Source organism: Achromobacter spanius, from assembly GCF_039673305.1.
GTDB classification, from domain to species: Bacteria; Pseudomonadota; Gammaproteobacteria; order Burkholderiales; family Burkholderiaceae_B; genus Achromobacter; species Achromobacter spanius_F.
In genome coordinates, this window is the sequence record NZ_JBDJLJ010000072.1 from 1 (window position 1) to 24724 (window position 24724).

Consider the following 24724-nt stretch of genomic DNA (forward strand, 5'->3'; position numbering starts at 1 on the left):
AGCGAACGCTCCGGACCGCAATCGTAGCCCCGCGCACCCCAGGCCGCCGCCACGCCGGGCGTCACTAGAACACCGCCCTACGCCAGCCACGCTCCGTGCGTCACCAGAACACCGCCCTACGCCAGCCACGCGCGGTGCGTCACTAGAACACCGCCCTACGCCAGCCAAGCGCCGGGCGTCACTGGAACACAGCCATAAGCCAGCCACGCACCCGACGCCACCAGAAAACGAAAACGCCCGCCTGGAACAAACCCCAGACGGGCGTCAAAAACAATGGGCATCAATAATCCATCAACGCCCACCATCCAAACCAGGCATCAGTTCAAGCTGGCACCCGAGATCTTCACGATCTCCTGATACTTCGCCTTCTCGGCCTTCACAAAATCGGCAAACGCCTCAGGCGTCATCGCGCCCGCCTCGGACCCCATGGTCAGCAGACGCTGCTTCACATCCGGCTGCCCCATCGCTTCGGCATAAGCCTTGTTCAGCTTCGCCACCACCGGCGCCGGCGTGCCGCCCGTCGTGAACACCCCGAACCACGTGCCCAGGTCAAAGCCCTTCACGCCCGACTCTTCAACCGTCGGCACATCCGCCAGCAGCGACGAACGCTTCGCGGTCGTGACCGCCAGCGCCTTCACCTTGCCGTCCTTGATCAGCGGCGCCGACGCCGCCAGATTGTCGAACATGAAATCCGACTGGCCCGACAACAGCGCCAACTGCGCCGGCGCCGCGCCCTGGTAGGGAATGTGCTCCACATTGATGCCCGCGCGCGCCTTCAGCAGCTCGCCCGACAGATGGCCCGCGCTGCCGTTGCCGCCCGAACCGTAGTTCAGCTTGCCCGGGTTCTTCTTCGCGTAATCGATCAGGTCGGCCAGCTTCTCGATCTTGTTCTTCTGTGCGAACTCCACGTTCATCACCAGCACGTTCGGCACCGACGCCACGATCGTCACCGGCGCGAAATCCTTCACCGGGTCGTAGGGCAGATTGGCGAACAGCCAGGGATTGATCGCGTGCGTCGCCACCGCGCCCATCACCAGCGTATAGCCGTCAGGCTGGGCCTTGGCCACCAGGTCCGCGCCGATGTTGCCGCCCGCGCCCGAGCGGTTCTCCACGATCACGGGCTGGCCCAGCGAGCCGCGCACCTTCTCGGCCAGCATGCGGGCCATCGTGTCCAGCGGGCCGCCAGGCGGATAGGGAACGACGAAGCGGATCGGCTTGGTCGGGAAATCGGTGGCCTGCGCCAGCGCGGGCGCGGCAAAAGGCAGGGCCGCGGCCAGCGCCACGGCGCCTTGCAACAGGGCGCGGCGCACGGCGCTGCGGGGGGTATGCGTCATGATTTGTTCTCCTCACTCCGGATCAATGGCGGTCAGTAGCATACCCCACGGACGTGAAGGTCGTAACAAAGGGATACCGGGCAGATCGGCCGGACTTCCGGGGATTGGAGCGTCTTCCCTTATCCGGGCGGCCGTCGCAGGCGTTCCCTGGCAGGGTCCGGCGTCGGGGACGGAACGCCGGCGCGCAGCGCCGATGCGGGCGCCCCCGGTCTTGCCGGACCAAAGAAAAACCGCCCGAAGGCGGTTTTGGCGGATCAGTGCAGGATCTGGCTCAGGAAGAGCTTGGTCCGTTCGTTCTGCGGATTGTCGAAGAACTCGTCCGGGCTGTTCTGTTCGATGATCTCGCCCCGGTCCATGAAAATCACGCGGTTGGCGACCTTGCGCGCGAAACCCATTTCGTGGGTCACGCAGATCATCGTCATGCCGCTTTCCTGGGCCAGGCTGACCATCACGTCCAGCACTTCCTTCACCATTTCCGGATCCAGCGCGGAAGTGGGCTCATCGAACAGCATGATCTTGGGATTCATGCACAGCGACCGCGCGATCGCCACGCGCTGCTGCTGGCCGCCCGACAGCTGGCCGGGAAACTTCGTGGCCTGCTCCGGAATCCGCACGCGCTGCAGATACTTCATCGCGGTCGCCTCGGCTTCCGCGCGCGGCTTCTTCAGCACCCACATGGGGCCCAGCGTCAGGTTTTCCAGCACCGTCAGGTGCGGGAACAGGTTGAAGTGCTGGAACACCATGCCGACGTCCTTGCGGATCGTCTCGATGTGCTTCAGGTCATTGGTGAGCTCCGTGCCGTCCACGATGATGTGGCCCTTCTGGTGCTCTTCCAGGCGGTTGATGCAGCGGATCATCGTGGACTTGCCCGAACCCGAAGGTCCGCACACCACGATGCGCTCGCCTGGCGCGACGTCCAGGTTGATGTTGCGCAACACGTGGAACTGGCCGTACCACTTGTTCACGTCCTGCAAACGAATAATGGCATCCGACATGCCTGTACTCCCGTAAGTATCGCTGGGCGCGCCCGCCTTGCGGCGGACGCGCGGCATATTGCTATCGTGCGTGACCCGTGGCCAGGCGTTTTTCCAGCGCCTGGCTGTATTTGGACATGGAGAAGCAGAATACGAAGTAGATGAGCGAAATGAACAGGTACGCCTCCACCCCGAATCCGCGCCATGCCGCGTCGGACAAGGCTGCCTTGGCCGCCAGCGTCAGGTCGAAGATACCGATGATCACCACCAGCGACGTGTCCTTGAACAGCGCGATGAAGATGCTGACCAGCGGCGGAATCACGATCTTGAGCGCCTGCGGCAGGATGATCTTGCGCATCTGCTGCCAGTAGTTCAGGCCCAGCGAATCCGCGCCCTCGTACTGCCCCTTGGGGATGGCCTGCAGGCCGCCGCGCACCGTCTCGGCGATGTAGGCCGCCGCGAACATGATGATGGCGATCTGCGCGCGCAGCAGCTTGTCGATCGAAAAGCCTTCCGGCAGGAACAGCGGCAGCATCACCGACGACATGAACAGCAGGCTGATGAGCGGCACGCCGCGGATCAGCTCGATGTACACGACGCACAGCGCCTTGATCGCGGGCATCTTCGAGCGCCGGCCCAGGGCCAGCAGCACGCCGATCGGAAACGCGAAGGCGATGCCGAACGTGGACAGGATCAGCGTGAGCGGCAGGCCGCCCCAGCGCGAGTTTTCCACGTAGGTCAGGCCGAACACGCCGCCCCACATCAGGAGCGCCACGGCCGTCAGGCCCACGGTCCAAATGACGGCGAGCTTCCAGTTCCAGAAGCGGCGGATGCCGCTGCAGACGATCACCGCCACCAGGATGATGGTGGCGATCAGCGGCCGCCATTGCTCATCGAAGGGATAGGTGCCAAACAGGATCAGCCGGTGCTTTTCAATGATGAACGCCCAGCAGGCGCCGCCGGAAGCGCGGCACTCCTGGGCGTTGGTCGCGTTGAAATTGGCCTTGATGAAGGCCCATTCCACCAGCGCCGGAATCGCCATCAGCAGGAACCACGCCAGCAGCACCGTGATGAGGATGTTCAGCGGCGACGAGAACAGGCGGCTCTTGAACCAGGCCCATACGCCCACCTGGTTGCTAGGCGGCGGCAGGGCTTCGCTGGGGGTATGCGTAGTGCTGCTCATATCAACGCTCCACCAGCGCGATGCGCTTGTTGTACCAGTTCATGAAGATCGAGATCGACAGGCTGACCGTCAGGTACGCGCCCATGATGATGAGAATGCCCTCGATGGCCTGGCCCGTCTGGTTCAACGTCGTGTTCACCACCGACACGATGTCGGGGTAGCCGATGGCCACGGCCAGCGAGCTGTTCTTCGTCAGGTTCAGGTACTGGCTGGTCATCGGGGGGATGATGACGCGCAGCGCCTGCGGCAGGATCACCAGGCGCAGCACCTTGGCGCGCGGCAGGCCCAGCGAGCCGGCGGCTTCCCATTGGCCGTTGTTGACCGCCTGGATGCCCGAGCGCACGACTTCGGCGATGAACGCCGACGTGTAGATCACCAGGCCCGCCAGCAACGCGGCGAATTCCGGCGACAGCGTCAGGCCGCCCGAGAAGTTGAAGCCCTTGAGCTCCGGCATGTTCAGCGTCAGCGACGCGCCGCTGACCAGCCAGCCGATGATCGGAAGGCCGATCAGCAGGCCGATGGCCGCGCGGCCCAGCGGGAAGACTTGGCCCGTGGCTTCCTGGCGCTTCTTGCCCCAGTGGCCCAGCAGGATGATGGCCACGATGGCCAGTCCCAGTCCGGCCAGCATCCAGTCCAGCGAATTGCCTTCCAGCGAAGGCACCTTCAGGCCGCGGTTGGAAATGAACACGCCCGGCAGCGGATTGTGCGCCTGGCGCGGGCCGGGCATGTTTTCGGTGATCAGCGCGTACCAGAAGAAAAGCTGCAGCAGCAGCGGCACGTTGCGCATCACCTCGACGTACACGGACGTGATCTTGGACACCAGCCAGTTCTTGGACAGGCGGCCGATGCCGATGAGGGTGCCGAGGATGGTGGCCAGCACGATGCCGATGACGGCCACGCGCAGCGTGTTGAGCAGGCCCACCAGGATGGCGCGGCCGTAGGTGTCCGAGGGGTTGTAGGCGATGGGTGTTTCACCGATCGCGAACCCTGCCTCGCGGTTCAGGAACCCGAAGCCCGTGGCGATATTGCGCACGGAAAGGTTATGGAGGGTGTTTGAAACCAGGAACCACACGGCCCAGGCTACCGCGGTCAGCGCAAGCACCTGGTAGACCACGGAGCGCACGCCGGGATCGTTCCAGTTCAGACGCCGTGGGGGTGCCGAAATCGGGGCGTTTTTGTTGGGAGTCGTCATGATGAATCTACAGAAGTCGGACACCGGGTGGCCATCCGGAAAAACCGCGCCACCCACTTCTGCCGCCCGCCGCGAGGCGGGTTAGGGCCTGTCAAGAATACACGTCAAGTGCAGACAGGCCCTAGGCAAAACGGAGCGCCGTGCTCCGTCTTGCCAGGCAGCCGCGCGTCAGCGCACCGGCCAGCCGTACATCAAGCCACCTTGCTTGTACGAAGCGTTCAAGCCGCGTTCCAGCTTCATCGCGCTGTTCTTGCCCAGCGTGTTTTCGAAGCTTTCACCGTAGTTGCCCACGTTCTTGATGATGTTGTAGGCCCACTTGTCGTCCACGCCCAGGTTCTTGCCCATGCCCGGGGTCACGCCCAGGATGCGCTGGATGTTGGGGTTGGGGCTCTTGGTCATTTCATCGACGTTGGCCTTGGTGATGCCGTATTCCTCGGCCTCGAGCATGGCGTTGAGCGACCAGCGCACGATGTTGAACCATTGCTCGTCGCCCTGGCGGACCATGGGGCCCAGCGGCTCCTTGGAGAAGTCTTCCGGCAGGATGACGAACTTGTCCGGGTTCTCGAGCGTGGTGCGGGTGGAAGCCAGCTGCGACTTGTCGGTCGTGAAGGCGTCGCAGCGGCCGGCCGAGAAGGCGCGGATGATTTCGTCGTACTTGTCGATCACGACAGGCTTGAACTCGATCTTCTGGCCGCGGAACCAGTCAGCCAGGTTCAGTTCGGTGGTGGTGCCCGGCTGCACGCAGATCGTGGCGCCGTTCAGTTCCTTTGCGCTCTTGACGTTCAGGTCCTTGGAGACCATGACGCCCTGGCTGTCGTAGTAGTTCACGCCCACGCCGATCAGGCCCAGCGTGGTGTCGCGGGTCAGCGTGACGGTCGTGTTGCGGGTCAGCACGTCGACTTCGCCGGACTGCAGCGCGGTGAAGCGCTGTTGCGTGTTCAGGGGGGTGAACTTCACCTTGGTGGCGTCGCCGAACATCGTCGAGGCGATGGCGCGGCACATGTCCACGTCGATGCCCTTGTATTCGCCCTTGCTGTCAGCGATGGAGAAACCCGGGATGCCCGTCGAAACCCCACACTGGACAAACCCTTTCTTCTTGACGTTATCGAAGGTTGCGCCCGCATTGGCAGCCGAGGATGCAGCAAGCAGGGCAGCGCCAATGGCAGCGAGTTTCAGTACTTTCATCGTGATCTCCGTGTGGGATGAAGCGAATCCAAAGCGCAGGCCGGGTTGGGCCGACGCATTGGGCGGATGGTAGCGTCCGCAAAGCACGCGGCGCATCCGGGAATTCCCTTGAAATATAGGGACACTGGATGAAATGAAACGCTGTTTTTGACCAAAATCAGGGACGCGTTTTTGCGCTGACGAACATGGCTTCGGCCATCCGGCCGATCCCACCCGGCCACCCGCGCGACGAGGGTGTAGGCTGCCTTACTGTCCCCGAGTTACTATGGCGGCTTCATCTGACAGCCGCCATGATCGAATTCCAGCACGTATTCAAATCATATGGTCGCGGCCGCAATATCCTGGCCGACATCAACTTCCGCGTAAGCGCGGGAGAATTCGTTTTCGTATCGGGGCCATCCGGCGCCGGCAAGTCCACCCTGCTCAAGCTGATCGGCGGGCTGGAGCCCGCCAGCCGCGGATCCATCCAGGTCAACGGCCAGCGGCTGGACAAGCTTCCCGCCCGCGCCCGGCCCTACCTGCGGCGCGCGGTGGGCGTCATCCTGCAGGACACCCACCTGCTGTTCGATCGAAGCGCGTTCGAAAACGTGATGCTGCCGCTGGCCGTCCAGGGCCATCCCTGGGATTCCGCCGCCTCGCGCGCGCGGGCGGCGCTGGACAAGGTTGGGCTGTCAGGCAAGGAAGACCTCAATCCCATCGAACTGTCGGGCGGCGAGCAGCAGCGGCTGGCGATCGCCCGCGCCATCGTCAACCGGCCGGCCATCCTGATCGCGGACGAGCCCACCGCCAATCTCGACCATGACAACGCGCAACGCATCATGAATGTGTTCCGCGACTTCAACCGCGTCGGCGTGACGACGCTGATCGCCTCGCACGACCAGGACCTCATGGCGCGCTACGCCACCCGCACCTTGCGCATCGATCCGGGCAAGTTCGCCGATTCCCACGGCCCCGCCACGCCTGCCGAGACCGCAGCCCCGCAGCCGGGCCAGGCGCCGGCCCGCCAGGGCCGCGCCGAGCCGGGCCTGGGCCACCCGGGAGAGTCCGCATGAACTCCTGGCTTCGGCAACACCGCTACGCGCTCCTGGTCACCCTGCGCCGGCTGATCAAGCAGCCGTTCTCCTCGCTTGCCAACCTGCTGGTCATGGCCCTGGCGCTGGCGCTGCCGCTGCTGGGCAGCGCCATCCTGGTGTCGGTGCAGCCGGTCGCGCGCGAGATGTCCGTCACCCCCGAGGTCACCGTCTTCATGCGCGTCGATGCCCCCGCGGGCGCGGCCGCGGACGTGGCCAAGCGCATCAAGGACGAATTCCAGCAGGACGTGCGCGCGGTCCGGGTCGTGGGCCGCGAAGACGCCCTGGCCGACCTGCGCGCCAACCCCGCCTGGCAGCAGGCGCTGGCCGTGCTGCCGGGCAACCCGCTGCCCGACGCGGTGGTGGTCACGCTGGCCGAGGGCGACAACCTGGCCGGCCGCGCCGACACGCTGGCGACGGCCTGGAAACAATGGAACCACGTGGACCTGGTGCAGCTCGACAGCGCCTGGGTGCAGCGGCTGGAAGCCATCCTGCGCTTTGCCCGCATCGGCCTGGGTTTCCTGGCCGCCTGCGTGGCGGTGGTGGTGCTGGCCACCGTCTTCAATACCGTGCGCATGCAGGCGCTCTCGCAACGCGAGGAAATCGGCGTGGCGCGGCTGGTCGGCGCCACCGAATCCTTCGTGCGGCGGCCCTTCCTGTACCTGGGCGCGCTGTCGGGCGCCCTGGCCTCGGTGCTGGCCATCGGGGTGGCGGCCATCGCGCTGTCGCCCCTGAACGACGCTCTGGTCGGACTGGCCCGCAGCTACGGGGCCGAGTTCGCCCTGCACCTGCCCGGCACCTCCGTGCTGATCGGCGCGGTCATCGCGTCAGCCGCTTTGGGCGCCCTGTCCGCCCGCTGGTCGGTCACCCGCAGCACGCGGTTCTAGGCCCGCCGGCCGGTTCCTGGACATCCAAGCCCGGCGCGGCCCGGGTCTAAAGGTCCGTCTGAAGCCCGTTCCTCCCCGTGATCCGGGGAAAGACCGCCAATCGCCCTGTGTAGGATGGTTGCCTGCCTTCCGCGCGGGCGCCCGGGCGTATCCCGGACCGAACGGCGGCAGGAATCACCAATAAGCGACGGCCTTTGGTCGCATTTACATAGTTTTCTCCCGTTGACTGCCGGGATATGCAAGAATAAAGCGACATTTTTGTACATGTTTTGATACAAACACCGCTACGCCCAGCATTTCCAGTGTCTCAATCGCCGTTTTTGCTTAAATTTCAGTCCCATGGTCGCTCGTCTTGAAGCCCGCGCAACGCGTCATTACTTTGACAGCGCGTTCCAATGTCAGGCAGTGAAAGTACTTCCCAACGAGTACTACGTCACTGATGAAAACCTGATGATCTCGACCGTGCTCGGGTCCTGCGTCGCCGCATGCATCCACGATCCGGTCACGGGCGTGGGCGGCATGAACCACTTCATGCTGCCGGAAGGCGACATGCAGTCGCCCGCCTCGGCGACCATGCGCTACGGCGCATTCGCCATGGAAGTCCTGATCAACGAACTCCTCAAGGCCGGCGCCTCGCGCGACCGCCTGGAAGCCAAGGTGTTCGGCGGCGGCGCGGTGCTGGCGGCCATGCAGCAGATGAACATCGGCGAACGCAACGGCGAGTTCGTGCTGAACTACCTGAAGACGGAAGGCATCCCCGTCAAGGCGCAGGACCTGGGCGACGTGCACGCCCGCCGCATCAATTACTTCCCGCGCGACGGCCGGGTGATGGTGCGCAAGATGGCCCCGCACCACCAGCGCGCCGAAGAAATCATCGCCAAGCGCGAACAGGCCGCGGCGCAGAGCGTGGCGGCCAAGACGGCGTCCCCGCCGCGGATCGAACGGTTCACGCGGCCCGGCGTCGAGCGCTTCGACCGTCCCGCCGCGGACCGGCCCGCCGCGGACCGTCCCGGCGTGGAACGTCTGAACCGCCCGGGCGTCGAACGCTTCGACCGCCCTGCCCGCCCCGGCGTGGAACGTTTCGACCGTCCTGCACGCCCCGGCGTCGAGCGCTTCGATACCGGCATCACCCGCCGGACCAAGCCCGAGACCGCCGGCAACTGATCTCAGAAACCGAAGCTGGCGCGATACTGGCCGGGCGACACGCCCAGCCTGCGGGTGAACACCTCGCGCAGATGGCGCGCGTCGCGAAAGCCGCATTCATACGCCACGGTCTTGAGCGGCGTCGCGTCGCGCTCCAGCCGCGCCCGGGCCGCGTCCACCCGGGCGCATTCCACGAACTCCGCCGGCGTCACCCCGGCATCGCGCCGGAACACCCGGGAAAAATTGCGCCGGCTCATCCGGGCCACGGCGGCCAGCTCGGCCAGGCCTAGATCTTCGGACAGGTGCGCCAGCACGTGCTGCTGCACCTGCGCCACCGCCGAGGTCTCCTCGACGAACGGCGTCAGGAAGGGGCTGAACTGCGACTGCCCGCCCGCGCGCTGCGTAAACACCACCAGCCGCTTGGCCACGTTCAGCGCAACGTCCGGCCCGTGGTCCTGCGCCAGCAGGTAGAGCGACAGGTCGATGCCCGCCGTCACCCCCGCCGACGTATGCAGGCGGCCGTCCTGCACATAGAGCCGGTCCGCCTCCACCCGCAACGCCGGATACCGCGCCGCCAGCGCCTGGGCATCGTTCCAGTGGGTGGTGACGACGGCATCCTGCAACAGGCCCGCGCGCGCCAGCAGGAAGGCGCCGTTGCAGATCGACCCGTAGCGCGCCGCACGGTCACAGGCGGCGCGCAGCCAGGCCAGTGCGTCGGGGGGCTCGCGCTGGTCCGGCAAGCCCGGGCCACCGGCCGCCAGCAGCAGATCGAAGGTATCGGCAACGTCGGCATGGTGCCGGTGCGGCAGGATCGTCATGCCGTTGGAACACGGCACGGCGCCCCGCGTCAGGCCGATGAGCTCAAGCCGATATTGCTGCGCGGGCAGGAGGAAGCGGTTGGCTTCCGCAAACACGTCCAGCGGCCCGCTGACGTCCAGGGCCTGCACCCCGGGGAACACGACGATGGCGACGGTTTTCATGGCAAGCGGCTGGCGCCGGATGGCAAAGCGCTACCTTAGCCCAGCACCGCCCGTCCGCCGCCGCGAATAGCCGGCGCTGGCCGCAAATCGCCGCAAGCCGGCGCGAAACCACCCCTGGTTGCCGGTTTGGCCCGCAAACGCGCCAGACTGGCGCGATTTGGTCCCGCAAGGCTGTCGCGCGCCGTCCGCCCGGAGTCCAGACTGATTCCCGTCCGGCCCGGCATCCCGCCGCGCCCAAGCCTTGTGGAATCCCGCCATGACAATTTCCCCTTTCCCCGCCAGCGAACGCGTCGGCCCCGCCTTCTCCGTGGACGGCATGCTGCGGGCGCGCAACAAAACGCGCCAGGCCATCGCCGACATCGCCGCCCGCATCCGGCCGGGCATGGTGGAAGAAGATGCGGTCAGGCTGGCCAAGCAGACGCTGGTCGACGCGGGCATGGCATTGAGCTGGCACCCCACCCGCGTGCGCTTCGGCGCCAATACCCTGAAATCCATGCGCCAGCCCTCCGAGCCGGGCGTGGTGCTGGGCGAACACGACATCTACTTCCTGGACATCGCGCCCCGGCTCGATGCCTGGGAAGGCGACGGCGGCAAGACCTACACCGTGGGCGACGATGCCGGGCAGGCCCGCTGCGCCCGCGACGCGCAAGCGCTGTTCCACGACGTGCGCGGCGTCTGGCTGCGCGACCGCCTGACCGGACAGGCGCTGTACGCCTACGCCGACCGCCAGGCGCGGGCCATGGGCTGGGAACTGAACTTCGACCTGCCCGGCCACCGTGTCTCGGACTTCCCGCACGCGGCGATCCACACCGGCTCGCTCGCCGATCTGGACATCGCGCCATCGGAAATGCGCTGGATTCTGGAAATCCACCTGCTCGATCCGCAGCGCCGTTTCGGGGCGTTCTTCGAGGACATGCTGCTGGACGACGCCCACTACGGCTAAGGCGCAACGGCGACGTGCCGCGTCCCGGAAACCCAGGCGGCCCCGCGCGCGCCACACCGTCCCCAGCCCCCTACAATCACCGCATGTCCGCCATCCGCCTCTTCTTCGCCTTGTGGCCATCTCCCCCGCTGGCGGCGTCGCTTGCCGGCTGGGCAGAGCAGGCTCGCCTGACCTGCGGCGGCCGGACCATGCGCACCGAGACGCTGCACCTGACCCTGGCTTTCCTGGGTCCGGTCGACACCGCGCTGGCGGACGAACTGGCGGCCGCCACGCCGGAGCACCGTCTGGCGCCCGGCGAGGTCGCGATGGAGCGATATGGCGTCTTCGGCCGCCAGCGCATCCTCTGGGCAGGGCCGGCTGAAACGCCCGCCGGCTTGCAGGCCGCGCACGACGAACTCTGGCGGTGGCTGGGCGGCTACGGACTCGCGCCGCCGCCCCAGCCGTTCCGGCCGCACGTCACGCTGCTGCGCAACATCGTCCACCCCCACCCGCCCGAGGAAACGCCGGCGCCGCTGCCATGGCGCTATGACCGCATGGTGCTGGTGGCCTCCGAATCGCTCACGGGCGGCAGCCGCTACCGCATGGTGGCGCAATCGCGCCCGCTCGGCGGCTAGAAGGCTGCCCGCTAGGGCACAATCCTGGGGTTGCAACCCACTGGGACCACCATGATCATCCTCCTGGATCAAGACGGCGTGCTGGCCGACTTTGAGCATGCGTTCATCGACGCCTGGCGCGAGCGCCACCCCGACATCGCGCCGGTGGCCTTCGAGGACCGCAAGTCGTTCTACATCCGCGAGGATTACGCCCCCGAACTACGCGGCATGGCCGAGGCCATCTATACAGCGCCGGGCTTCATCCGCAACCTGCCGCCCGTGCCGGGCGCGCTGGACGCGGTGAAGGAACTGCTGGCGCTGGGCATGGACGTGCGCATCTGCTCGTCGCCCCTGTCCCAGTTCGAGAACTGCGTGGCCGAAAAGTACCTGTGGGTGGAAAGGCACCTGGGCCGCGAGGCCACCAACCGCCTGATCCTGACCAAGGACAAGACCCTGGTGCAGGGCCATCTGCTCATCGACGACAAGCCGAAAATCGAGGGCGCCGCGCGGCCGCGCTGGAAGCACATCCTGTTCGACGCGCCCTACAACCGCGAGGTCGCGGACCGTCCCCGGATCACCTGGCAAAACTGGCGCAACGTGCTGGCGGGCGAGCTCTATACGGCAGACGCCTGAGTCCTGTTCAGCCGTCATCGTTTGGGACTATCCTGTGGAGTCGTACGCCCCACCCAGGAGGAGCCCGCGCCATGAATCTGCACCGTCTGCTCAAGCAGCGAGAAGCCGACCACAAGCCTTTGCGTGTTGCACTGTTGGGCGCCGGAAAGTTCGGCGCCATGTTCATGAGCCAGGCCCCGCGCACGCCGGGAATCCGCCTGGTCGCGGTGGCCGACCTGGTGCCCGACCGCGCCCGCGCCGCGCTGACCCGGGTGGGTTGGCCCGCCAGCGCGCTCAACGCCGGCAGCATCAATGACGCGTACAAGAACGGCAAGGTCTATTTCTGCGACGACGCCCGCGCCGTCATCGCCAGCCCCGACGTCGACATCATCATCGACGCCACCGGCCAGGCCGCCGCCGGCATCGGCCACGTGCTGGCCTGCTGCGAATACGGCAAGCACATCATCATGGTCAACGTCGAAGCCGATGCGCTGGCCGGCCCCCTGCTTGCGCGCCGCGCGCGCGAAGCCGGCATCGTCTATTCCCTGGCCTACGGCGACCAGCCCGCGCTGATCTGCGAAATGGTCGACTGGGCGCGGGCCAGCGGCTTTGAAGTCATGGCCGCCGGCAAGGGCACCAAGTACCTGCCCGAATTCCACACCTCCACGCCCGACACCGTCTGGCCCTACTACGGCTTCACCGCCGAAATGGTGGCGGCGGGCGACTTCAATGCGCAGATGTTCAACAGTTTCCTGGACGGCACCAAGAGCGCGATCGAAATGGCGGCGGTGTCCAACGCCACGGGCCTGCTGCCCTCGCCGTCCGGCCTGCACTTCCCGCCTTGCGGCGTGGACGACCTGGCCCGCGTGCTGCGCCCGCGCGAAGACGGCGGCATCCTGCACCATCGCGGCCAGGTCGAGGTGATCTCGTCGCTGGAACGCGACGGCCGGCCGGTGTTCCGCGACCTGCGCTGGGGCGTCTACGTGACGCTGGCGGCGGACAGCGACTACGTGCGCCGCTGCTTCCAGGAATACGGCTTGGTCACGGACCCCAGCGGCAACTTCACCGCCATGTACAAGCCCTATCACCTGATCGGGCTGGAACTGGGCATCAGCGTTGCCAGCGTGGGCCTGCGGCGCGAACCCACGGGCGCGCCGGCCGGCTGGCACGGCGACGTCGTCGCCACCGCCAAGCGCGATCTGCAAGCGGGCCAGATCCTGGACGGCGAAGGCGGCTACACGGTCTATGGCCGCCTGATGCCGGCGCCCGACTCGGTCGAGGAAGGCTATCTGCCGCTGGGCCTGTCGCACCAGGTCAAGCTGAAGCACCCCGTGCGCCAGTCGCAGGCGATCCGCTGGCGCGACGTGGAGTACGACGAACGTTCGACGGCGGTGCAGTTCCGCCGCGAAATGGAGCAGACGTTCGCGTAGGCGCAGGCCGCTAGACCGGCGCCGGCCGTTCCGCCTGGAACAGCCGCAGCCGGTCGGCGGCGTTGCGCAGATGCTGTTCCGCCGCGCGGCCGGCGGCGTCGGGGTCGCCGGATTCGATCGCGGCGAAGATGGCCTGGTGCTCGCTCTGCACCGCGGCCATGCGTTCGGCGTACATGCGGGCCGTGTTGTGGCGCGCGCTGCGGATGACGCGGCGCACATTCGCTTCCAGGTAGTCGTTCAGCGCCACCAGGTGCGGATTGTGCGTGGCCTGCACGATGGCCTGGTGGAATTGGTAGTCTTCTTCGTCGCCCAGCTTGTCGTTGATGAGCGCGTATTCCATGCCCACCAGCGCCTGGCGGATCTTCTTCAGGTCGGGCTCCGTGCGCCGCTGCGCCGCGTAGCGCGCGGCCGTGACTTCAATGGACAGCATCAGTTCCAGGATGTGTTCCAGGTCCTGGTTGTCGCCCGGCGTGGGCGCGGCGATGCGGAAGGCGTTTTTCTGGAAATTCGGGTCGACGAACACCCCGCTGCCCTGCTGCGAGGTCACCAGGCCTTCGGACTTCAGGCGCGCCAGCGCTTCGCGCACGACCGCGCGGCTGACCGAGTGCATTTCGGTCAGCTGCTTTTCGGTGGGCAGGCGGTCGCCGGGGGCCAGCACGCCTTGGCGGATCTGGTCGGCCAGGGCGTCCGCCACCGCCGCGGACAGCGAACTCCGGGGCGCGGCGCGCTGCGGGTCTTGTTCTTGACTGGGCTGCATGTGGAATCGTTGGAACGTGAGGGCGGCGCGCTTGCGCGGCAGCCATGTTTATAGGAATGTCCCGCACAGGGTTTCCGCGCGGATGTCCCGCGTGGTCCTGCATCTTGCAGCGGCGGCGCCCGTGAAAAATTATAGGATTTTTGCCGGTTGTCCTGGGGCGCCGCCGCGCCCTACGCGATGTAGATGCCGCCGTTGACCTGCATGACTTCGCCCGTCACGAAGGCCGCCAGCGGCGAGCACAGGAACGCGATCGTGCCCGCGATCTCTTCGGGGGTGCCGAAGCGGCGCAGCGGCGTGCTTTCCAGCAATTGCGTCCCCTTCTGGCCGATCAGGTCGTGCGTCATGGACGTGGCGATGATGCCGGGCGCCACCGCATTTACGCGGATCTGCGGCGCCAGTTCCAGCGCCAGGCTGCGCGTGAAGCTCTGCACCGCGCCCTTGGACGCGGAATAGGCCGCGTGCGCATAGCTGCCGCGCTGCGCGGCCAACGACGTCAACAGGACGATCGAGCCGTCGTGGCGCAGGTGGCGCTGGGCGGCGCGGCACACGTAGAACGTGCCGTCCAGGTTGACGCGCATCAGCGTGCGCCAGGATTCGTCGCTGGTGTCCTTGACCAGCCGCTCGGGGTAGATGCCGGCGCAATGGACCAGGTGGTCCAGCCCGCCGAAGTGCTTGGCGCCCGCTTCAAACACGCGTTCGCAGTCGTGCGACACCGATACGTCCAGCGCATGGGTGTACACCCGCTGTCCGGTGGGGTCGAGCTCGGCCGCGACCTCCTGCAGCCGCGCGTTGTCGATGTCGGTCAGCACCAGCCGCGCGCCATGCGCGGCCATGAGGCGGGCCGTGGCCAGACCGATGCCGTTGCCCGCGCCCGTGATGGCGGCAACCTGCCCTTCGAACGAAATCATCCTGTCTCCTGATACCTGTTTTTGGACGGGCCCGCATGCCTGTCGCGCCCGCCGCGCAATCCAGATTGAACTCCTGAATCCACTGCTTGACACGAGAAAAACGCTTGCCCTATGATTTATCGGACAACTTAATAAAGTTGCCTGACAACTTATCGGCAAAGCGTAAATCAAGTCGCGCCTGTCGGCAAGTCGGTCAGAAAAACACGGCGCACGCCGCATAACAGGCAGGGGACAACCAGGTGAACTTCACCGGCAGCATGACCGCATCCGCGCCCTCGGCACGCCCGACGGCGCACATCCAGACGCCCCGGCGGCCCCATGTCCTGCCCGGCCGGCGTACCGCCGCGGCGCATTCCGCGTCCGTGGCCCGCGCTTTCCCCTCGTCCCCGCTCCGCCCTGCCCGCGCGCCCTTCCGGCTTGCGGGCGCCGCGGCTGCCGCGCCTGCCTGATCAACGGAATCACCACACTCCCGTCCCACGGAGGAGACACGCATGAAATTGGCTTTCACCACCGGCCTGCTGTGCCTGGCCGGACTCGCCGCATCGGCCCAGGCCGCGCCCGTCAAGATCGGCCTGATCGAAACGCTGTCGGGTCCCCAGGCCTCGACCGGCCTGATGTTCCGCGCCGCCGTCAAATATGAGCTGGACCGCATCAACGCGGCCGGCGGCTGGAACGGCCAGCCGCTGGAACTGGTGGAGTTCGACAACCAGGGCGGTCCGGTGGGCGCCTCGGATCGCTTCCGCGCCGCGGCCGCCGAAGGGGTGCAGATCCTGGTGCAGGGCTCGTCGTCGGCCATCTCGGGCCAGCTCACCGAAGACGTGCGCAAGCACAACCTGCGCAACCCCGGCAAGGAAGTCGTGTTCCTGAACGTGGGCGGCGAAGCGCTGGAGCTGACCGGCCAGAAGTGCCACTTCTACCATTTCCGCTTCACCACCAACGCCGACTTGCGCGTCAAGGCCCTGGCCTCGGTGATGTCGGCCGACGGCACGCTGGGCAAGCGCGTGTACGCCATCAATCAGAACTACTCGTGGGGCCAGGACATGGAAGGCGCCACCGAGCGCTTCGCCAAGCAATACGGCTACGAAGTGGTGGGCAAGACGCTGCATGAAGTCAACAAGATCCAGGACTTCGCGCCTTATGTCGCGCGCATCCGCTCGGCCACGCCGGACACCGTGATCACCGGCAACTGGTCCAATGACCTGCTGCTGCTCATGAAGGCCACGCAGGCCGCCGGCCTGAAGGTGCGCTTCGCGACGGTGTTCCTGGACCAGGTGGGCAACCTGGCCAACGCCGGCGATGTCGCGCTGGGCCACTACATCGCCCATCCGTACAACATCGAGGCCGCCGGCGACGAAGGCGCCAAGTTCGCCGAGGACTACAAGTCCAAGACGGGCCACTATCCCAGCTACACCGAGCCGCAGACGGTGATCGGCGTGCGCTTCCTGGGCGAGGCCCTCAAGCAGATCAAGCCGCAGGACGGCAAGCTGTCGGTGCCCGAACTGGCCCGCGCGCTGGAAAAGGTCACCTATACCTCGGCGCTGGGCGAATACACCATGCGTGCCGAAGACCACCAGGTGCAGCTGCCGATGGTGGTGTCCAAGGTGGGCAAGAACGCCAAGTACAAGGCCGACGGCACCGACATGGGCTTTGAGCCGGTCAAGGTGCTGGCCGCGGCGGACGTGTCCGCGCCGGTGCAGGCCACCTGCAAGATGCAGCGTCCGAACTGATGAAGGCTCGGCGGGCTGCGCGTTGACGACGCGCGCCCGCCGACTGCACACAACAAGCGCACCCCCGGCGCGGGCCGGGAAAAAACGGCGTGCGCAATCGCTCGCGGAACGCCCGGCGTTCCGCGCAAGATTCTTGGAGCGGACATGGAATACTTTACCGTCTCGCTGTTGAACGGCGTGATCTACGGCCTGCTGCTATTCATGGTGTCGGCGGGCCTGACACTGATTTTCGGGATGATGGGCGTGCTGAACTTCGCGCACGCCTCGTTCTACATGATAGGCGCGTACGCCGCCTACACCCTCACGCCCGTCACGGGCTTCTGGACGGCCCTGGTGCTGGCCACGATCATCGCCGGCGTGCTGGGCATGGGCGTCGAGCGCTTCTTCCTGCGACGCGTGCACAAGTTCGGCCACGCGCAGGAACTGCTGGTGACCTTCGGCCTGGCGTTCATCGTCGCCGAACTGATCAAGCTGTTCTATGGCGACTTCCCGGTCGACTACCGCGTGCCGCAGTTCCTGAACTTCGCGGCGTTCCGCGTGTTCGACGCCGACTATCCGTTCTACCGCCTGCTGATGGGCGGCGTGTCGCTGGCGATGTTCGCCGTGATCTACCTGCTGCTGTCGCGCACCCGCGTGGGCATCGTGGTGCGCTCGGCCATCTACCGCCCGCGCATGGCCGAGGCCCTGGGGCACAACGTGCCGCTGGTCTTCATGAGCGTGTTCGGCGTGGGCGCCGCGATGGCGGGCCTGGCCGGCGCGGTCGCGGGCGCGTTCTACACCACCAATCCGAACATGGCGCTGGAACTGGGCGTGCTGGTGTTCGTGGTGGTCGTCGTCGGCGGCCTGGGTTCGCTGGAAGGCGCAATGATCGCCTCGCTCCTGATCGGGCTGATCAGTTCGTTCTCGGTCGGGATCGACGCCAGCCTTGCCACCCTGTTCGGCCTGTTCGGGGCGCGTGAATGGGCGGAAAGCGTGGGCGGCCTGATGACCGTGAAGATTTCCAGCCTGGCCGCGACCCTGCCCTTCCTGCTGATGCTGGTGGTGCTGCTGGTCAAGCCGTCGGGCCTGAAGGGAGAACAGGCATGAGCCACACCCAAACCCGGCGCGCCACCGGCGCGCTGCTGCTGATCCTGTGCGTGGCCGCGCTGTGCGCGCTGCCCTGGCTGCTGCCCCCGGGCCAGCTCGTGGCCGCCGTGCAGATGCTGATCGCGGCGCTGTTCGCCTGCGCCTTCAACCTGCTGGCCGGCCAGGGCGGCATGCTGTCCTTCGGCCACGCCGCCTACTTCGGCGTCGGCACCTTCGCCACCATCCACGCCATGAACGCGCTGGGCGGCGCGGGCCTTTTGCCCACGCCCCTGATGCCGCTGGTGGGCGGCGTGGCCGGCCTGCTGTTCGGGCTGGTTGCCGGGTGGTTCGCCACCATGCGCTCGGGCGTGTACTTCTCGATGATCACGCTGGCGCTCGCCGAACTCCTGCACGCGCTGGCGCCGCACCTGAAGGGCGTCTTCGGCGGCGAGGCCGGCGTGTCCGCCATGCGCATGCCCGCCTGGGGCTTTACCTTCGGCTCCGACATCGAGGTGTACTTCCTGGTGCTGGCCTGGGTGCTGGTGTCGCTGGCGGCGCTGTACGGCCTGACCCGCACGCCGCTGGGCCGGCTGACGCTGGGCCTGCGCGAAAACGCCAACCGCCTGCGCTACCTGGGCTACCGGCCGCATGCGCTCAAGACCATGGTGTTCGCGCTGTCGGCCATGTTCGCCGGCATCGCGGGCGGCTTGCAGGCGCTGAACATCGAGGCCGGCAACTACGTGCTGTTCGAGGTCAAGCTGTCCACCGACGCGGTGCTGTTCGCCTACATCGGCGGCGTCAACGCGTTCCTGGGCCCGGTGCTGGGCGCTTCCATCCTGACCTTCCTGTCGCAGACGCTGGCCGATATCACCCGGTCCTGGCTGCTGTACCAGGGCATCCTGTTCGTGCTGGTGATGCTGTTCGTGCCGGACGGCCTGGTCGGCCTGGTGCAACGCGCCGCCAAGTCGCTGCGCGAGCGCGGGCTGGCCAACTGGCTGCCGCGCGCCGCGGTGTCGGTGGCCGGCGGCCTGCTGCTCACCGGCGCCACCGTGTTCACGGTGGAGCTGCTGCAGCGCATGTTCGCCCGCGACTACCGCGCCCTGCTCGCCATGAATCCCGACGCCGGCTGGCCCGCCATCCCGCTGTTCGGCCAGGACTGGGCGCCGCTTGCCGTGTCGACCTGGCTGGTGCCGTTGGCGCTGTTCGCCGCCGGCCTCGCGGCCTGCCGCTGGGCGCTGGCCCTGTGGCGCGACGCCGACGCCGCTGCCCCCCTGCTGGAGCCCGCCCAATGAGCCACGAAATCCTGACCCTGACCGACGTGCGCAAGTCCTTTGGCGAAGCGCAGATCATCCGCGGCGTGAACCTGGCCATCGAAGCCGGCGAACGCCACGCCGTCATCGGCCCCAACGGCGCGGGCAAGTCCACGCTGTTCCATCTGATGTCGGGCTCGTTCGCACCCACGTCGGGCGACATCAACCTGCGCTCGCGCTCCATCGGCGGCCTTGCGCCCGAGGCCATCAACCGCCTGGGCCTGGCGCGCTCGTTCCAGATCACCAACGTGTTCCCGCGCCTGTCCGTGCGTGAAAACCTGCGGCTGGCGGTGCTGCGCATGCATGGGCTGGTCTACAACTTCTGGCGTCCCATCGCGCGCAACCGCGCCGTGAACGAGGATGTGGACCGCCTGCTGGAAAAAGTGCGGCTGACGGCCAAGCAGGACACCGCCGCCGGCGACCTGAACTATTCCGAGCAGCGCTCGCTGGAAATCGGCATGACGCTGGCGTCGCGCCCCAAGGTCATCCTGCTGGACGAGCCCATGGCCGGCATGTCGCAGCACGAGGTCGACTACACCGTCGAGCTCATCAAGGAAGTGACGCGCGACTGCACCCTGCTGATCGTCGAGCACGACATGCAGGTGGTGTTTTCGCTGGCCGACCGCATCAGCGTGCTGGTCTACGGGGAAATCCTGGCCACGGGCACGCCCGCCGCCATCCGCGGCGACGCCCGCGTGCGCGAAGCCTACCTGGGAGAGGAAACGGTATGACGACGCAATCCCCCCTTTTGTCGCTGCAGGGTGTGCACGCCCATTACGGCAAGAGCCACATCCTGCACGGCATCGACCTGTCGATCGGCCGCGGCGAAGTGGTCAGCCTGCTGGGCCGCAACGGCGCGGGACGCTCCACCACCATGAAGAGCATCATGGGCCTGGTGGACGTGACTGGCGGCCGCATCGCCATCGAAGGCCGCGACATCACCAACAAGCGCCCCTTCGAGATCGCGCGCGCCGGACTGGGATTCGTGCCCGAGGAGCGCGAGGTCTTCGCCAACCTGACGGTGGACGAGAACCTGCGCATGGGCGAACAGCCCCGGCGCGACGACGCGCCGTTCTGGACGGTGGCGCAGATGTTCGATTACTTCCCGCGCCTGAAGGAACGCAGCAACACCAAGGCCGGCAACCTGTCGGGCGGCGAGCAGCAGATGCTGACGATGTGCCGTTCGCTGCTGGGCAACCCCAAGGTCATGCTGATCGACGAGCCCACCGAAGGCCTGGCGCCCAAGATCGTCGAAGTGATCGCCGACGTGATCCGGGACATCCACAAGCGCGGCGTGTCTGTCGTGCTGGTGGAACAGAAGCTGACCATCGCGCTGAAGGTGTCCACCCGCGTCAGCGTGATGGGCCACGGCCGCATCGTGTTCGAAGGACCGCCCGCGCAGCTGCATGAGCGCCAGGACGTCGTCCAGGAATGGCTGGCGGTCTGAGCCGGCCACGTATTCACCCTTTACAGGCTCACATCTTGGACAACATCCCTGAAGTCATCCATGCCGACCTGCGCGGCCAGACGGTCGTGATCACCGGCGGCGCGAAGGGCATCGGCTACAGCACCGCGCAGGCCTTCGCCCGCCAGGGCGCGCGCGTCGCATTGCTGGACATGGACGCCGCCGCGCTGGACGCCGCCGTTGCGGCACTGGCGGGCGCCGGCGCGGGCACCGGCGTGCAGGCCATGGCCGTGCAGGCGTCCGTCACCGACGCCGACGCCGTCGAACGCGCCTTCGCCCAGGTCGAGCAGGCCTGGGGCCGCATCGACGTGCTGGTCAACAACGCCGGCATCTCGGCCAACAAGCCCACGCTGGAGGTCACCGTGGACGAATGGCGCCGCGCCGTGGACATCAACCTGACCGGCGTCTTCCTGTGCGCCCAGGCCGCCGGCCGGCGCATGGTCCCCGCCGGCGCGGGCAGCATCATCAACCTGGCCTCGATGTACGGCGTGGTGGCCGCGCCCGACCGCGCCGCCTATTGCGCCACCAAGGGCGCGGTGGTGCTGCTGACCGAGACCCTGGCCGTGGAATGGGGCCCGATGGGCGTGCGCGTCAACGCGCTGGCGCCCGGCTACGTCGAGACCGACCTGGTGCGCGACCTGGCCGCTCGCGGCCGGCTGGACCCGGAACGCCTGAAGCAACGCACGCCCCTGCGCCGCATGGCGCAACCGGCCGAGATGGCCGACCTGGCGGTCTTCCTGGCCTCGCGCCAGGCCGCCTACATCACCGGACACACCCTGGTGGCCGACGGCGGCTGGAGCCGCTACAGCTACCTCTAACCGCACCGACGCTCAAAAACATTCTGGAGATTCACTCATGGCCACCTACCAACCGCTCGAGCCCCAGGCGCCCTGGCGGCAATTGACGGCCGAGGCCTCGGACTGGCAGCAGGCTGACCCCGCCCTGCTCGGCACGATGCTGACCCAGCTGCACTGGATCCGCGCCTTCGAAGAAGCCGTGCTGGAACTGGCTGCCGAAGGCCTGGTGCACGGCCCCGCGCATTCGTCCGTGGGCCAGGAAGGCGGCGCCGTCGGGTCGGTGCTGGCGCTGGGCGCCGGCGACCAGATAAACGGCTCGCACCGCGGCCACCATCAGTTCCTGGCCAAGGCGCTGCAGCACGTGGCGCCGCTGGGCCTGGACCCGCGCAACCCGCTCACGCCCGCCATCGATGAAGTCCTGCACAAGACGCTGGCCGAGATCATGGGCCTGGCGGACGGCTATTGCCGCGGCCGCGGCGGCAGCATGCACCTGCGCTGGCTGGAAGCAGGCGCGCTGGGCACCAACGCCATCGTGGGCGGCGGCGTGCCGCTGGCGGCCGGCGCGGGCTGGGCGCACAAGCACGCGGGCACCGACCGCGTGGCCGTGACCTACTTCGGCGACGGCGCGGTGAACATCGGCTCCGTGCTGGAAACGATGAACCTCACCGCCGCATGGAAGACGCCGCTGTGCTTCTTCATCGAGAACAACCGCTACGCGGTGTCCACCACGGTCGAGGAATCCACCGCCGAACCGCGCCTGTCGGCGCGCGGCCTGGCCTTCAACATCCCGTCGTGGAAGGTTGACGGCATGGATCCGCTGGCCGTGCACCTGGCCATGTCGGAAGCCGTGGCGCACATGCGCGCCGGCAAGGGCCCGACCATCGTCGAAGTGGACGTCTACCGCTTCTTCCACCAGAACGGCCCCTTCCCCGGCAGCGCCTTCGGCTACCGCACCAAGGACGAAGAGGCGCAATGGCGCCAGCGCGATCCGCTGGACCGGATCGCCTCCGAGATGATCGCCCGCAAGCTCGTCACGCAGGCCGACGTCGACGCCCTGCGCCAGCGCTGCAAGGACGTGATGAAGGACGTGTCCGGCCGCCTGACCGAGGCCGGCGACGGCGGCAAGCGCCGCGTGCGCGCCGACCTGTGGCCCAGCCCCGACTTCCGCGACGTGGGCCTGCGCAGCGACGGCTCGGAACTGGCCGGCCTGCGCTACCAGGAAGCCGCGAACCACGCCGGCGCGAAGGTCGAACGCAAGTTCGTCGACGCCGTGGCCGACGTGCTGGACCGCCGCATGGAAACGGACCCCGGCGTGGTCGTCCTGGGCGAAGACGTGCACCGCCTGAAGGGCGGCACCAACGGCGCCACGCGCGGCCTGAAGGACAAGTACCCGGACCGCGTGCTGGGCACGCCGATCTCCGAAAACGCCTTCGCCGGCCTGGGCGGCGGCCTGGCCATGGACGGCCGCTACAAGCCGGTCGTGGAATTCATGTACCCCGACTTCATGTGGGTCGCGGCCGACCAGATCTTCAACCAGATCGGCAAGGCGCGCCATATGTTCGGCGGCGACATCGACGTGCCCTTCGTGCTGCGCACCAAGGTCGCGATGGGCACGGGCTACGGCTCGCAGCATTCCATGGACCCGGCCGGCATCTTCGCCACCGCGCCCGGCTGGCGCATCGTCGCCCCATCCACGCCCTATGAGTACGTCGGCCTGATGAACACGGCGCTGGCCTCCAGGGACCCGGTGCTGGTCATCGAGCACGTGGACCTGTACGCCTCGTCGGGCGAAGTTCCCGACGGCGACCTGGACTACGCCATCCCGTTCGGCAGCGCTCGCGTGCGCCGCGAAGGCGGCAAGGTCACCATCCTGACCTACCTGTCCATGGTCAGCCGCGCGCTGGCCGCCGCGGAAGCCGCGGGCGTGGACGCGGAAGTCATCGACCTGCGCACGCTGGACCGCGCCAGCCTGGACTGGGACACCATCGGCGCCAGCATCCAGAAGACCAACAACGTGCTGATCGTGGAGCAAGGCGCCCGCGGCACCTCCTACGGCGCCATGCTGGCCGACGAAATCCAGCGCCGCTACTTCGACTGGCTGGACCAGCCCATCAAGCGCGTCACCGGCGGCGAGGCCTCGCCCAGCATTTCCAAGGTGCTGGAACGCGCGGCGTTCGCCGACACCGACGAAGTGATGGCAGGCCTGGCGGACGTGCTGGCGGACCTGGGAGAACAGGCATGAGCGCGCTGCACATGACCGTGCCGATGGAGGTCGGCATCTGCTGCGCGGACCTGGAGGCGCAGCTCGCGTTCTACACCGGCGTCATCGGCCTGAAACTCGTGAACCGCGTGACCGTGCCCGCCGACAAGGCCCGCGCCACCGGCCTCACGCAGCACGGCTACGACGTCGCGCGCCTGCAGACGCCGTACGGCGAGCGCATCAAGCTGCTGCAGCCCGCCGTGGCGCCCGAACCGGCGGTGCGCGGCGCGGCCATCCTGGACCGCCAGGGCGCCGCCTACCTGACCTTCATCGTGCGCGACCTGCCCGGCGTGGTGCGCGCCCTGGAATCGAAGGGTGTCGTCTTCGACAGCGCGCCCGCGCCGATGGAAGTGCGGCCGGGCACCTGGCTGGCCTTCTTCCGCGACCCCGAAGGCAATGTGCTGGAACTGGTCGAATACGACGATCCCGCCGCGTACCGGCCCGACCTGACCGGCGCCGCTGAATAGGAAGAACATCGTGGCATACCTCATCAAGCTCCCCTCCGTTGCCGCCGACGCCTCGGGCGGCACCCTGCACCAGTGGCTCAAGCAGGAAGGCGACCGCGTCGCAGTGGGCGATGCGCTGGCGGAAATCGAAACCGAAAAAGCCATCGTCGAAATCAACGCCGAACAGGCCGGCGTGCTGGGCCGCATCATCGTGCAGGCCGGCCCCGCCTCGGTGCCCATCAACACCGTGATCGGCGTGCTGGTCGCCGACGGCGAGGACGCGGCCGCGATCGACCGCGCGCTGGCCGAGCATGGCGGCGCGACGGCCACGGCTGCCGCTACGCCAGCTGCCGCAGCACCGGCTGCCGCAGCGCCGGCCGGCGGGACATCGCCTGACCGCGCCCCCGGGACGGCCGTGGCGCAGCACCCGGCGGGAGCCGCCTCGGCTGCGGCGGCGCCGGCC

24 protein-coding genes are annotated in these 24724 nt (G+C 67.4%); 16 read left to right on the forward strand and 8 right to left on the reverse strand.

Annotated elements, in window-relative coordinates:
• Nucleotides 1-317: 317 nt before the first annotated feature.
• The 5 genes from ABE485_RS28370 to ABE485_RS28390 all read right to left on the reverse strand — a co-directional run bounded on the left by ABE485_RS28370 (nt 318) and on the right by ABE485_RS28390 (nt 5868).
• Nucleotides 318-1334 (reverse strand): Bug family tripartite tricarboxylate transporter substrate binding protein, encoded by a 1017-nt coding sequence (locus ABE485_RS28370; RefSeq protein WP_346518594.1) that lies wholly within the window; start codon nt 1332-1334, stop codon nt 318-320.
• A gap of 254 nt (nt 1335-1588) precedes the next feature.
• Nucleotides 1589-2329 carry an amino acid ABC transporter ATP-binding protein gene (locus tag ABE485_RS28375; RefSeq protein ID WP_346518595.1) on the reverse strand — a complete coding sequence of 247 codons (741 nt, stop codon included), beginning with the start codon at nt 2327-2329 and terminating at the stop codon, nt 1589-1591.
• Between the two features lie 61 nt (nt 2330-2390).
• Nucleotides 2391-3491, reverse strand: a complete 1101-nt coding sequence (locus ABE485_RS28380; protein WP_346518596.1) for an amino acid ABC transporter permease — start codon at nt 3489-3491, stop codon at nt 2391-2393.
• A 1-nt stretch (nt 3492) separates the two neighbouring features.
• Nucleotides 3493-4683 carry an amino acid ABC transporter permease gene (locus tag ABE485_RS28385; RefSeq protein ID WP_346518597.1) on the reverse strand — a complete coding sequence of 397 codons (1191 nt, stop codon included), beginning with the start codon at nt 4681-4683 and terminating at the stop codon, nt 3493-3495.
• Nucleotides 4684-4851: 168 nt separating this feature from the next.
• Nucleotides 4852-5868: an amino acid ABC transporter substrate-binding protein gene (locus ABE485_RS28390; RefSeq protein ID WP_346518598.1), complete on the reverse strand. Its 1017-nt coding sequence runs from the start codon at nt 5866-5868 to the stop codon at nt 4852-4854.
• Nucleotides 5869-6158: 290 nt separating this feature from the next.
• On the opposite strand from ABE485_RS28390, the gene ABE485_RS28395 reads away from it, so the two are divergent.
• The 3 genes from ABE485_RS28395 (at nt 6159) to cheD (ending at nt 8989) form a co-directional block, all read left to right on the forward strand.
• On the forward strand, nt 6159-6920 hold the full coding sequence (locus tag ABE485_RS28395; protein WP_346518599.1) for a cell division ATP-binding protein FtsE: 762 nt from the start codon (nt 6159-6161) through the stop codon (nt 6918-6920).
• Complete coding sequence (locus ABE485_RS28400; RefSeq protein ID WP_346518600.1) at nt 6917-7825, forward strand: cell division protein FtsX; 909 nt, start codon at nt 6917-6919, stop codon at nt 7823-7825. The genes ABE485_RS28395 and ABE485_RS28400 overlap by 4 nt, the downstream gene beginning before the upstream one ends.
• Before the next feature lie 339 nt (nt 7826-8164).
• Nucleotides 8165-8989, forward strand: coding sequence for a chemoreceptor glutamine deamidase CheD (cheD, locus tag ABE485_RS28405; RefSeq protein ID WP_346518601.1), 825 nt, complete (start codon nt 8165-8167; stop codon nt 8987-8989).
• Nucleotides 8990-8991: 2 nt separating this feature from the next.
• Here cheD and ABE485_RS28410 read toward each other — a convergent pair whose 3' ends face one another.
• Nucleotides 8992-9948 (reverse strand): GlxA family transcriptional regulator, encoded by a 957-nt coding sequence (locus ABE485_RS28410; protein WP_346518602.1) that lies wholly within the window; start codon nt 9946-9948, stop codon nt 8992-8994.
• Between the two features lie 256 nt (nt 9949-10204).
• Here ABE485_RS28410 and ABE485_RS28415 point away from each other — a divergent pair, with 256 nt between their 5' ends.
• The 4 genes from ABE485_RS28415 (at nt 10205) to ABE485_RS28430 (ending at nt 13526) form a co-directional block, all read left to right on the forward strand.
• Nucleotides 10205-10891 (forward strand): M24 family metallopeptidase, encoded by a 687-nt coding sequence (locus ABE485_RS28415; RefSeq protein WP_346518603.1) that lies wholly within the window; start codon nt 10205-10207, stop codon nt 10889-10891.
• 83 nt (nt 10892-10974) lie between these two features.
• The gene (thpR, locus tag ABE485_RS28420) at nt 10975-11505 is read left to right on the forward strand and encodes an RNA 2',3'-cyclic phosphodiesterase (RefSeq protein ID WP_346518604.1); all 531 of its coding nucleotides are present in this window, start codon (nt 10975-10977) and stop codon (nt 11503-11505) included.
• Between the two features lie 51 nt (nt 11506-11556).
• The gene (locus ABE485_RS28425; RefSeq protein ID WP_346518605.1) at nt 11557-12117 is read left to right on the forward strand and encodes a 5'-3'-deoxyribonucleotidase; all 561 of its coding nucleotides are present in this window, start codon (nt 11557-11559) and stop codon (nt 12115-12117) included.
• A 71-nt stretch (nt 12118-12188) separates the two neighbouring features.
• Nucleotides 12189-13526, forward strand: coding sequence for an NAD(P)H-dependent oxidoreductase (locus ABE485_RS28430; RefSeq protein ID WP_346518606.1), 1338 nt, complete (start codon nt 12189-12191; stop codon nt 13524-13526).
• A gap of 10 nt (nt 13527-13536) precedes the next feature.
• Here ABE485_RS28430 and ABE485_RS28435 read toward each other — a convergent pair whose 3' ends face one another.
• Complete coding sequence (locus tag ABE485_RS28435; RefSeq protein WP_346518607.1) at nt 13537-14283, reverse strand: FadR/GntR family transcriptional regulator; 747 nt, start codon at nt 14281-14283, stop codon at nt 13537-13539.
• 170 nt (nt 14284-14453) lie between these two features.
• Complete coding sequence (locus ABE485_RS28440) at nt 14454-15191, reverse strand: SDR family NAD(P)-dependent oxidoreductase (protein WP_346518608.1); 738 nt, start codon at nt 15189-15191, stop codon at nt 14454-14456.
• Nucleotides 15192-15682: 491 nt separating this feature from the next.
• On the opposite strand from ABE485_RS28440, the gene ABE485_RS28445 reads away from it, so the two are divergent.
• The 9 genes from ABE485_RS28445 to ABE485_RS28485 all read left to right on the forward strand — a co-directional run.
• Nucleotides 15683-16918 (forward strand): branched-chain amino acid ABC transporter substrate-binding protein, encoded by a 1236-nt coding sequence (locus ABE485_RS28445; protein WP_346518609.1) that lies wholly within the window; start codon nt 15683-15685, stop codon nt 16916-16918.
• A gap of 144 nt (nt 16919-17062) precedes the next feature.
• Nucleotides 17063-18004 (forward strand): branched-chain amino acid ABC transporter permease, encoded by a 942-nt coding sequence (locus ABE485_RS28450; protein ID WP_175234835.1) that lies wholly within the window; start codon nt 17063-17065, stop codon nt 18002-18004.
• Nucleotides 18001-19275 (forward strand): branched-chain amino acid ABC transporter permease, encoded by a 1275-nt coding sequence (locus tag ABE485_RS28455; RefSeq protein ID WP_346518610.1) that lies wholly within the window; start codon nt 18001-18003, stop codon nt 19273-19275. The genes ABE485_RS28450 and ABE485_RS28455 overlap by 4 nt, the downstream gene beginning before the upstream one ends.
• Nucleotides 19272-20024, forward strand: a complete 753-nt coding sequence (locus ABE485_RS28460; RefSeq protein ID WP_057285541.1) for an ABC transporter ATP-binding protein — start codon at nt 19272-19274, stop codon at nt 20022-20024. Before ABE485_RS28455 ends, ABE485_RS28460 begins: the two co-directional genes overlap by 4 nt.
• On the forward strand, nt 20021-20740 hold the full coding sequence (locus tag ABE485_RS28465; protein WP_008168874.1) for an ABC transporter ATP-binding protein: 720 nt from the start codon (nt 20021-20023) through the stop codon (nt 20738-20740). Before ABE485_RS28460 ends, ABE485_RS28465 begins: the two co-directional genes overlap by 4 nt.
• 35 nt (nt 20741-20775) lie before the next feature.
• Entirely contained in the window at nt 20776-21576 is an 801-nt protein-coding gene (locus tag ABE485_RS28470) for an SDR family NAD(P)-dependent oxidoreductase (protein ID WP_346518611.1), read from the forward strand.
• Between the two features lie 37 nt (nt 21577-21613).
• The gene (locus ABE485_RS28475) at nt 21614-23797 is read left to right on the forward strand and encodes an alpha-ketoacid dehydrogenase subunit alpha/beta (protein ID WP_346518612.1); all 2184 of its coding nucleotides are present in this window, start codon (nt 21614-21616) and stop codon (nt 23795-23797) included.
• Complete coding sequence (locus tag ABE485_RS28480; protein WP_346518613.1) at nt 23794-24282, forward strand: VOC family protein; 489 nt, start codon at nt 23794-23796, stop codon at nt 24280-24282. The genes ABE485_RS28475 and ABE485_RS28480 overlap by 4 nt, the downstream gene beginning before the upstream one ends.
• A 10-nt stretch (nt 24283-24292) precedes the next feature.
• A partial coding sequence (locus ABE485_RS28485; protein WP_346518614.1) for a biotin/lipoyl-containing protein occupies nt 24293-24724 on the forward strand: 432 nt, incomplete at its 3' end.

What these genes read in the sequence shown, in the direction of transcription:
- ABE485_RS28430 (WP_346518606.1), top strand. Translation starts at nt 12,189, where the DNA reads ATGAATCTGCACCGTCTGCTCAAGCAGCGAGAAGCCGACCACAAGCCT.
- ABE485_RS28400 (WP_346518600.1), top strand. Translation starts at nt 6,917, where the DNA reads ATGAACTCCTGGCTTCGGCAACACCGCTACGCGCTCCTGGTCACCCTG.
- ABE485_RS28425 (WP_346518605.1), top strand. Translation starts at nt 11,557, where the DNA reads ATGATCATCCTCCTGGATCAAGACGGCGTGCTGGCCGACTTTGAGCAT.
- ABE485_RS28440 (WP_346518608.1), bottom strand. Translation starts at nt 15,191, where the DNA reads ATGATTTCGTTCGAAGGGCAGGTTGCCGCCATCACGGGCGCGGGCAAC.
- ABE485_RS28435 (WP_346518607.1), bottom strand. Translation starts at nt 14,283, where the DNA reads ATGCAGCCCAGTCAAGAACAAGACCCGCAGCGCGCCGCGCCCCGGAGT.
- thpR (WP_346518604.1), top strand. Translation starts at nt 10,975, where the DNA reads ATGTCCGCCATCCGCCTCTTCTTCGCCTTGTGGCCATCTCCCCCGCTG.
- ABE485_RS28450 (WP_175234835.1), top strand. Translation starts at nt 17,063, where the DNA reads ATGGAATACTTTACCGTCTCGCTGTTGAACGGCGTGATCTACGGCCTG.
- ABE485_RS28385 (WP_346518597.1), bottom strand. Translation starts at nt 4,683, where the DNA reads ATGACGACTCCCAACAAAAACGCCCCGATTTCGGCACCCCCACGGCGT.
- ABE485_RS28460 (WP_057285541.1), top strand. Translation starts at nt 19,272, where the DNA reads ATGAGCCACGAAATCCTGACCCTGACCGACGTGCGCAAGTCCTTTGGC.
- ABE485_RS28415 (WP_346518603.1), top strand. Translation starts at nt 10,205, where the DNA reads ATGACAATTTCCCCTTTCCCCGCCAGCGAACGCGTCGGCCCCGCCTTC.
- ABE485_RS28465 (WP_008168874.1), top strand. Translation starts at nt 20,021, where the DNA reads ATGACGACGCAATCCCCCCTTTTGTCGCTGCAGGGTGTGCACGCCCAT.
- ABE485_RS28475 (WP_346518612.1), top strand. Translation starts at nt 21,614, where the DNA reads ATGGCCACCTACCAACCGCTCGAGCCCCAGGCGCCCTGGCGGCAATTG.
- ABE485_RS28380 (WP_346518596.1), bottom strand. Translation starts at nt 3,491, where the DNA reads ATGAGCAGCACTACGCATACCCCCAGCGAAGCCCTGCCGCCGCCTAGC.
- ABE485_RS28370 (WP_346518594.1), bottom strand. Translation starts at nt 1,334, where the DNA reads ATGACGCATACCCCCCGCAGCGCCGTGCGCCGCGCCCTGTTGCAAGGC.
- ABE485_RS28480 (WP_346518613.1), top strand. Translation starts at nt 23,794, where the DNA reads ATGAGCGCGCTGCACATGACCGTGCCGATGGAGGTCGGCATCTGCTGC.
- ABE485_RS28375 (WP_346518595.1), bottom strand. Translation starts at nt 2,329, where the DNA reads ATGTCGGATGCCATTATTCGTTTGCAGGACGTGAACAAGTGGTACGGC.
- ABE485_RS28395 (WP_346518599.1), top strand. Translation starts at nt 6,159, where the DNA reads ATGATCGAATTCCAGCACGTATTCAAATCATATGGTCGCGGCCGCAAT.
- cheD (WP_346518601.1), top strand. Translation starts at nt 8,165, where the DNA reads ATGGTCGCTCGTCTTGAAGCCCGCGCAACGCGTCATTACTTTGACAGC.
- ABE485_RS28390 (WP_346518598.1), bottom strand. Translation starts at nt 5,868, where the DNA reads ATGAAAGTACTGAAACTCGCTGCCATTGGCGCTGCCCTGCTTGCTGCA.
- ABE485_RS28410 (WP_346518602.1), bottom strand. Translation starts at nt 9,948, where the DNA reads ATGAAAACCGTCGCCATCGTCGTGTTCCCCGGGGTGCAGGCCCTGGAC.
- ABE485_RS28455 (WP_346518610.1), top strand. Translation starts at nt 18,001, where the DNA reads ATGAGCCACACCCAAACCCGGCGCGCCACCGGCGCGCTGCTGCTGATC.
- ABE485_RS28445 (WP_346518609.1), top strand. Translation starts at nt 15,683, where the DNA reads ATGAAATTGGCTTTCACCACCGGCCTGCTGTGCCTGGCCGGACTCGCC.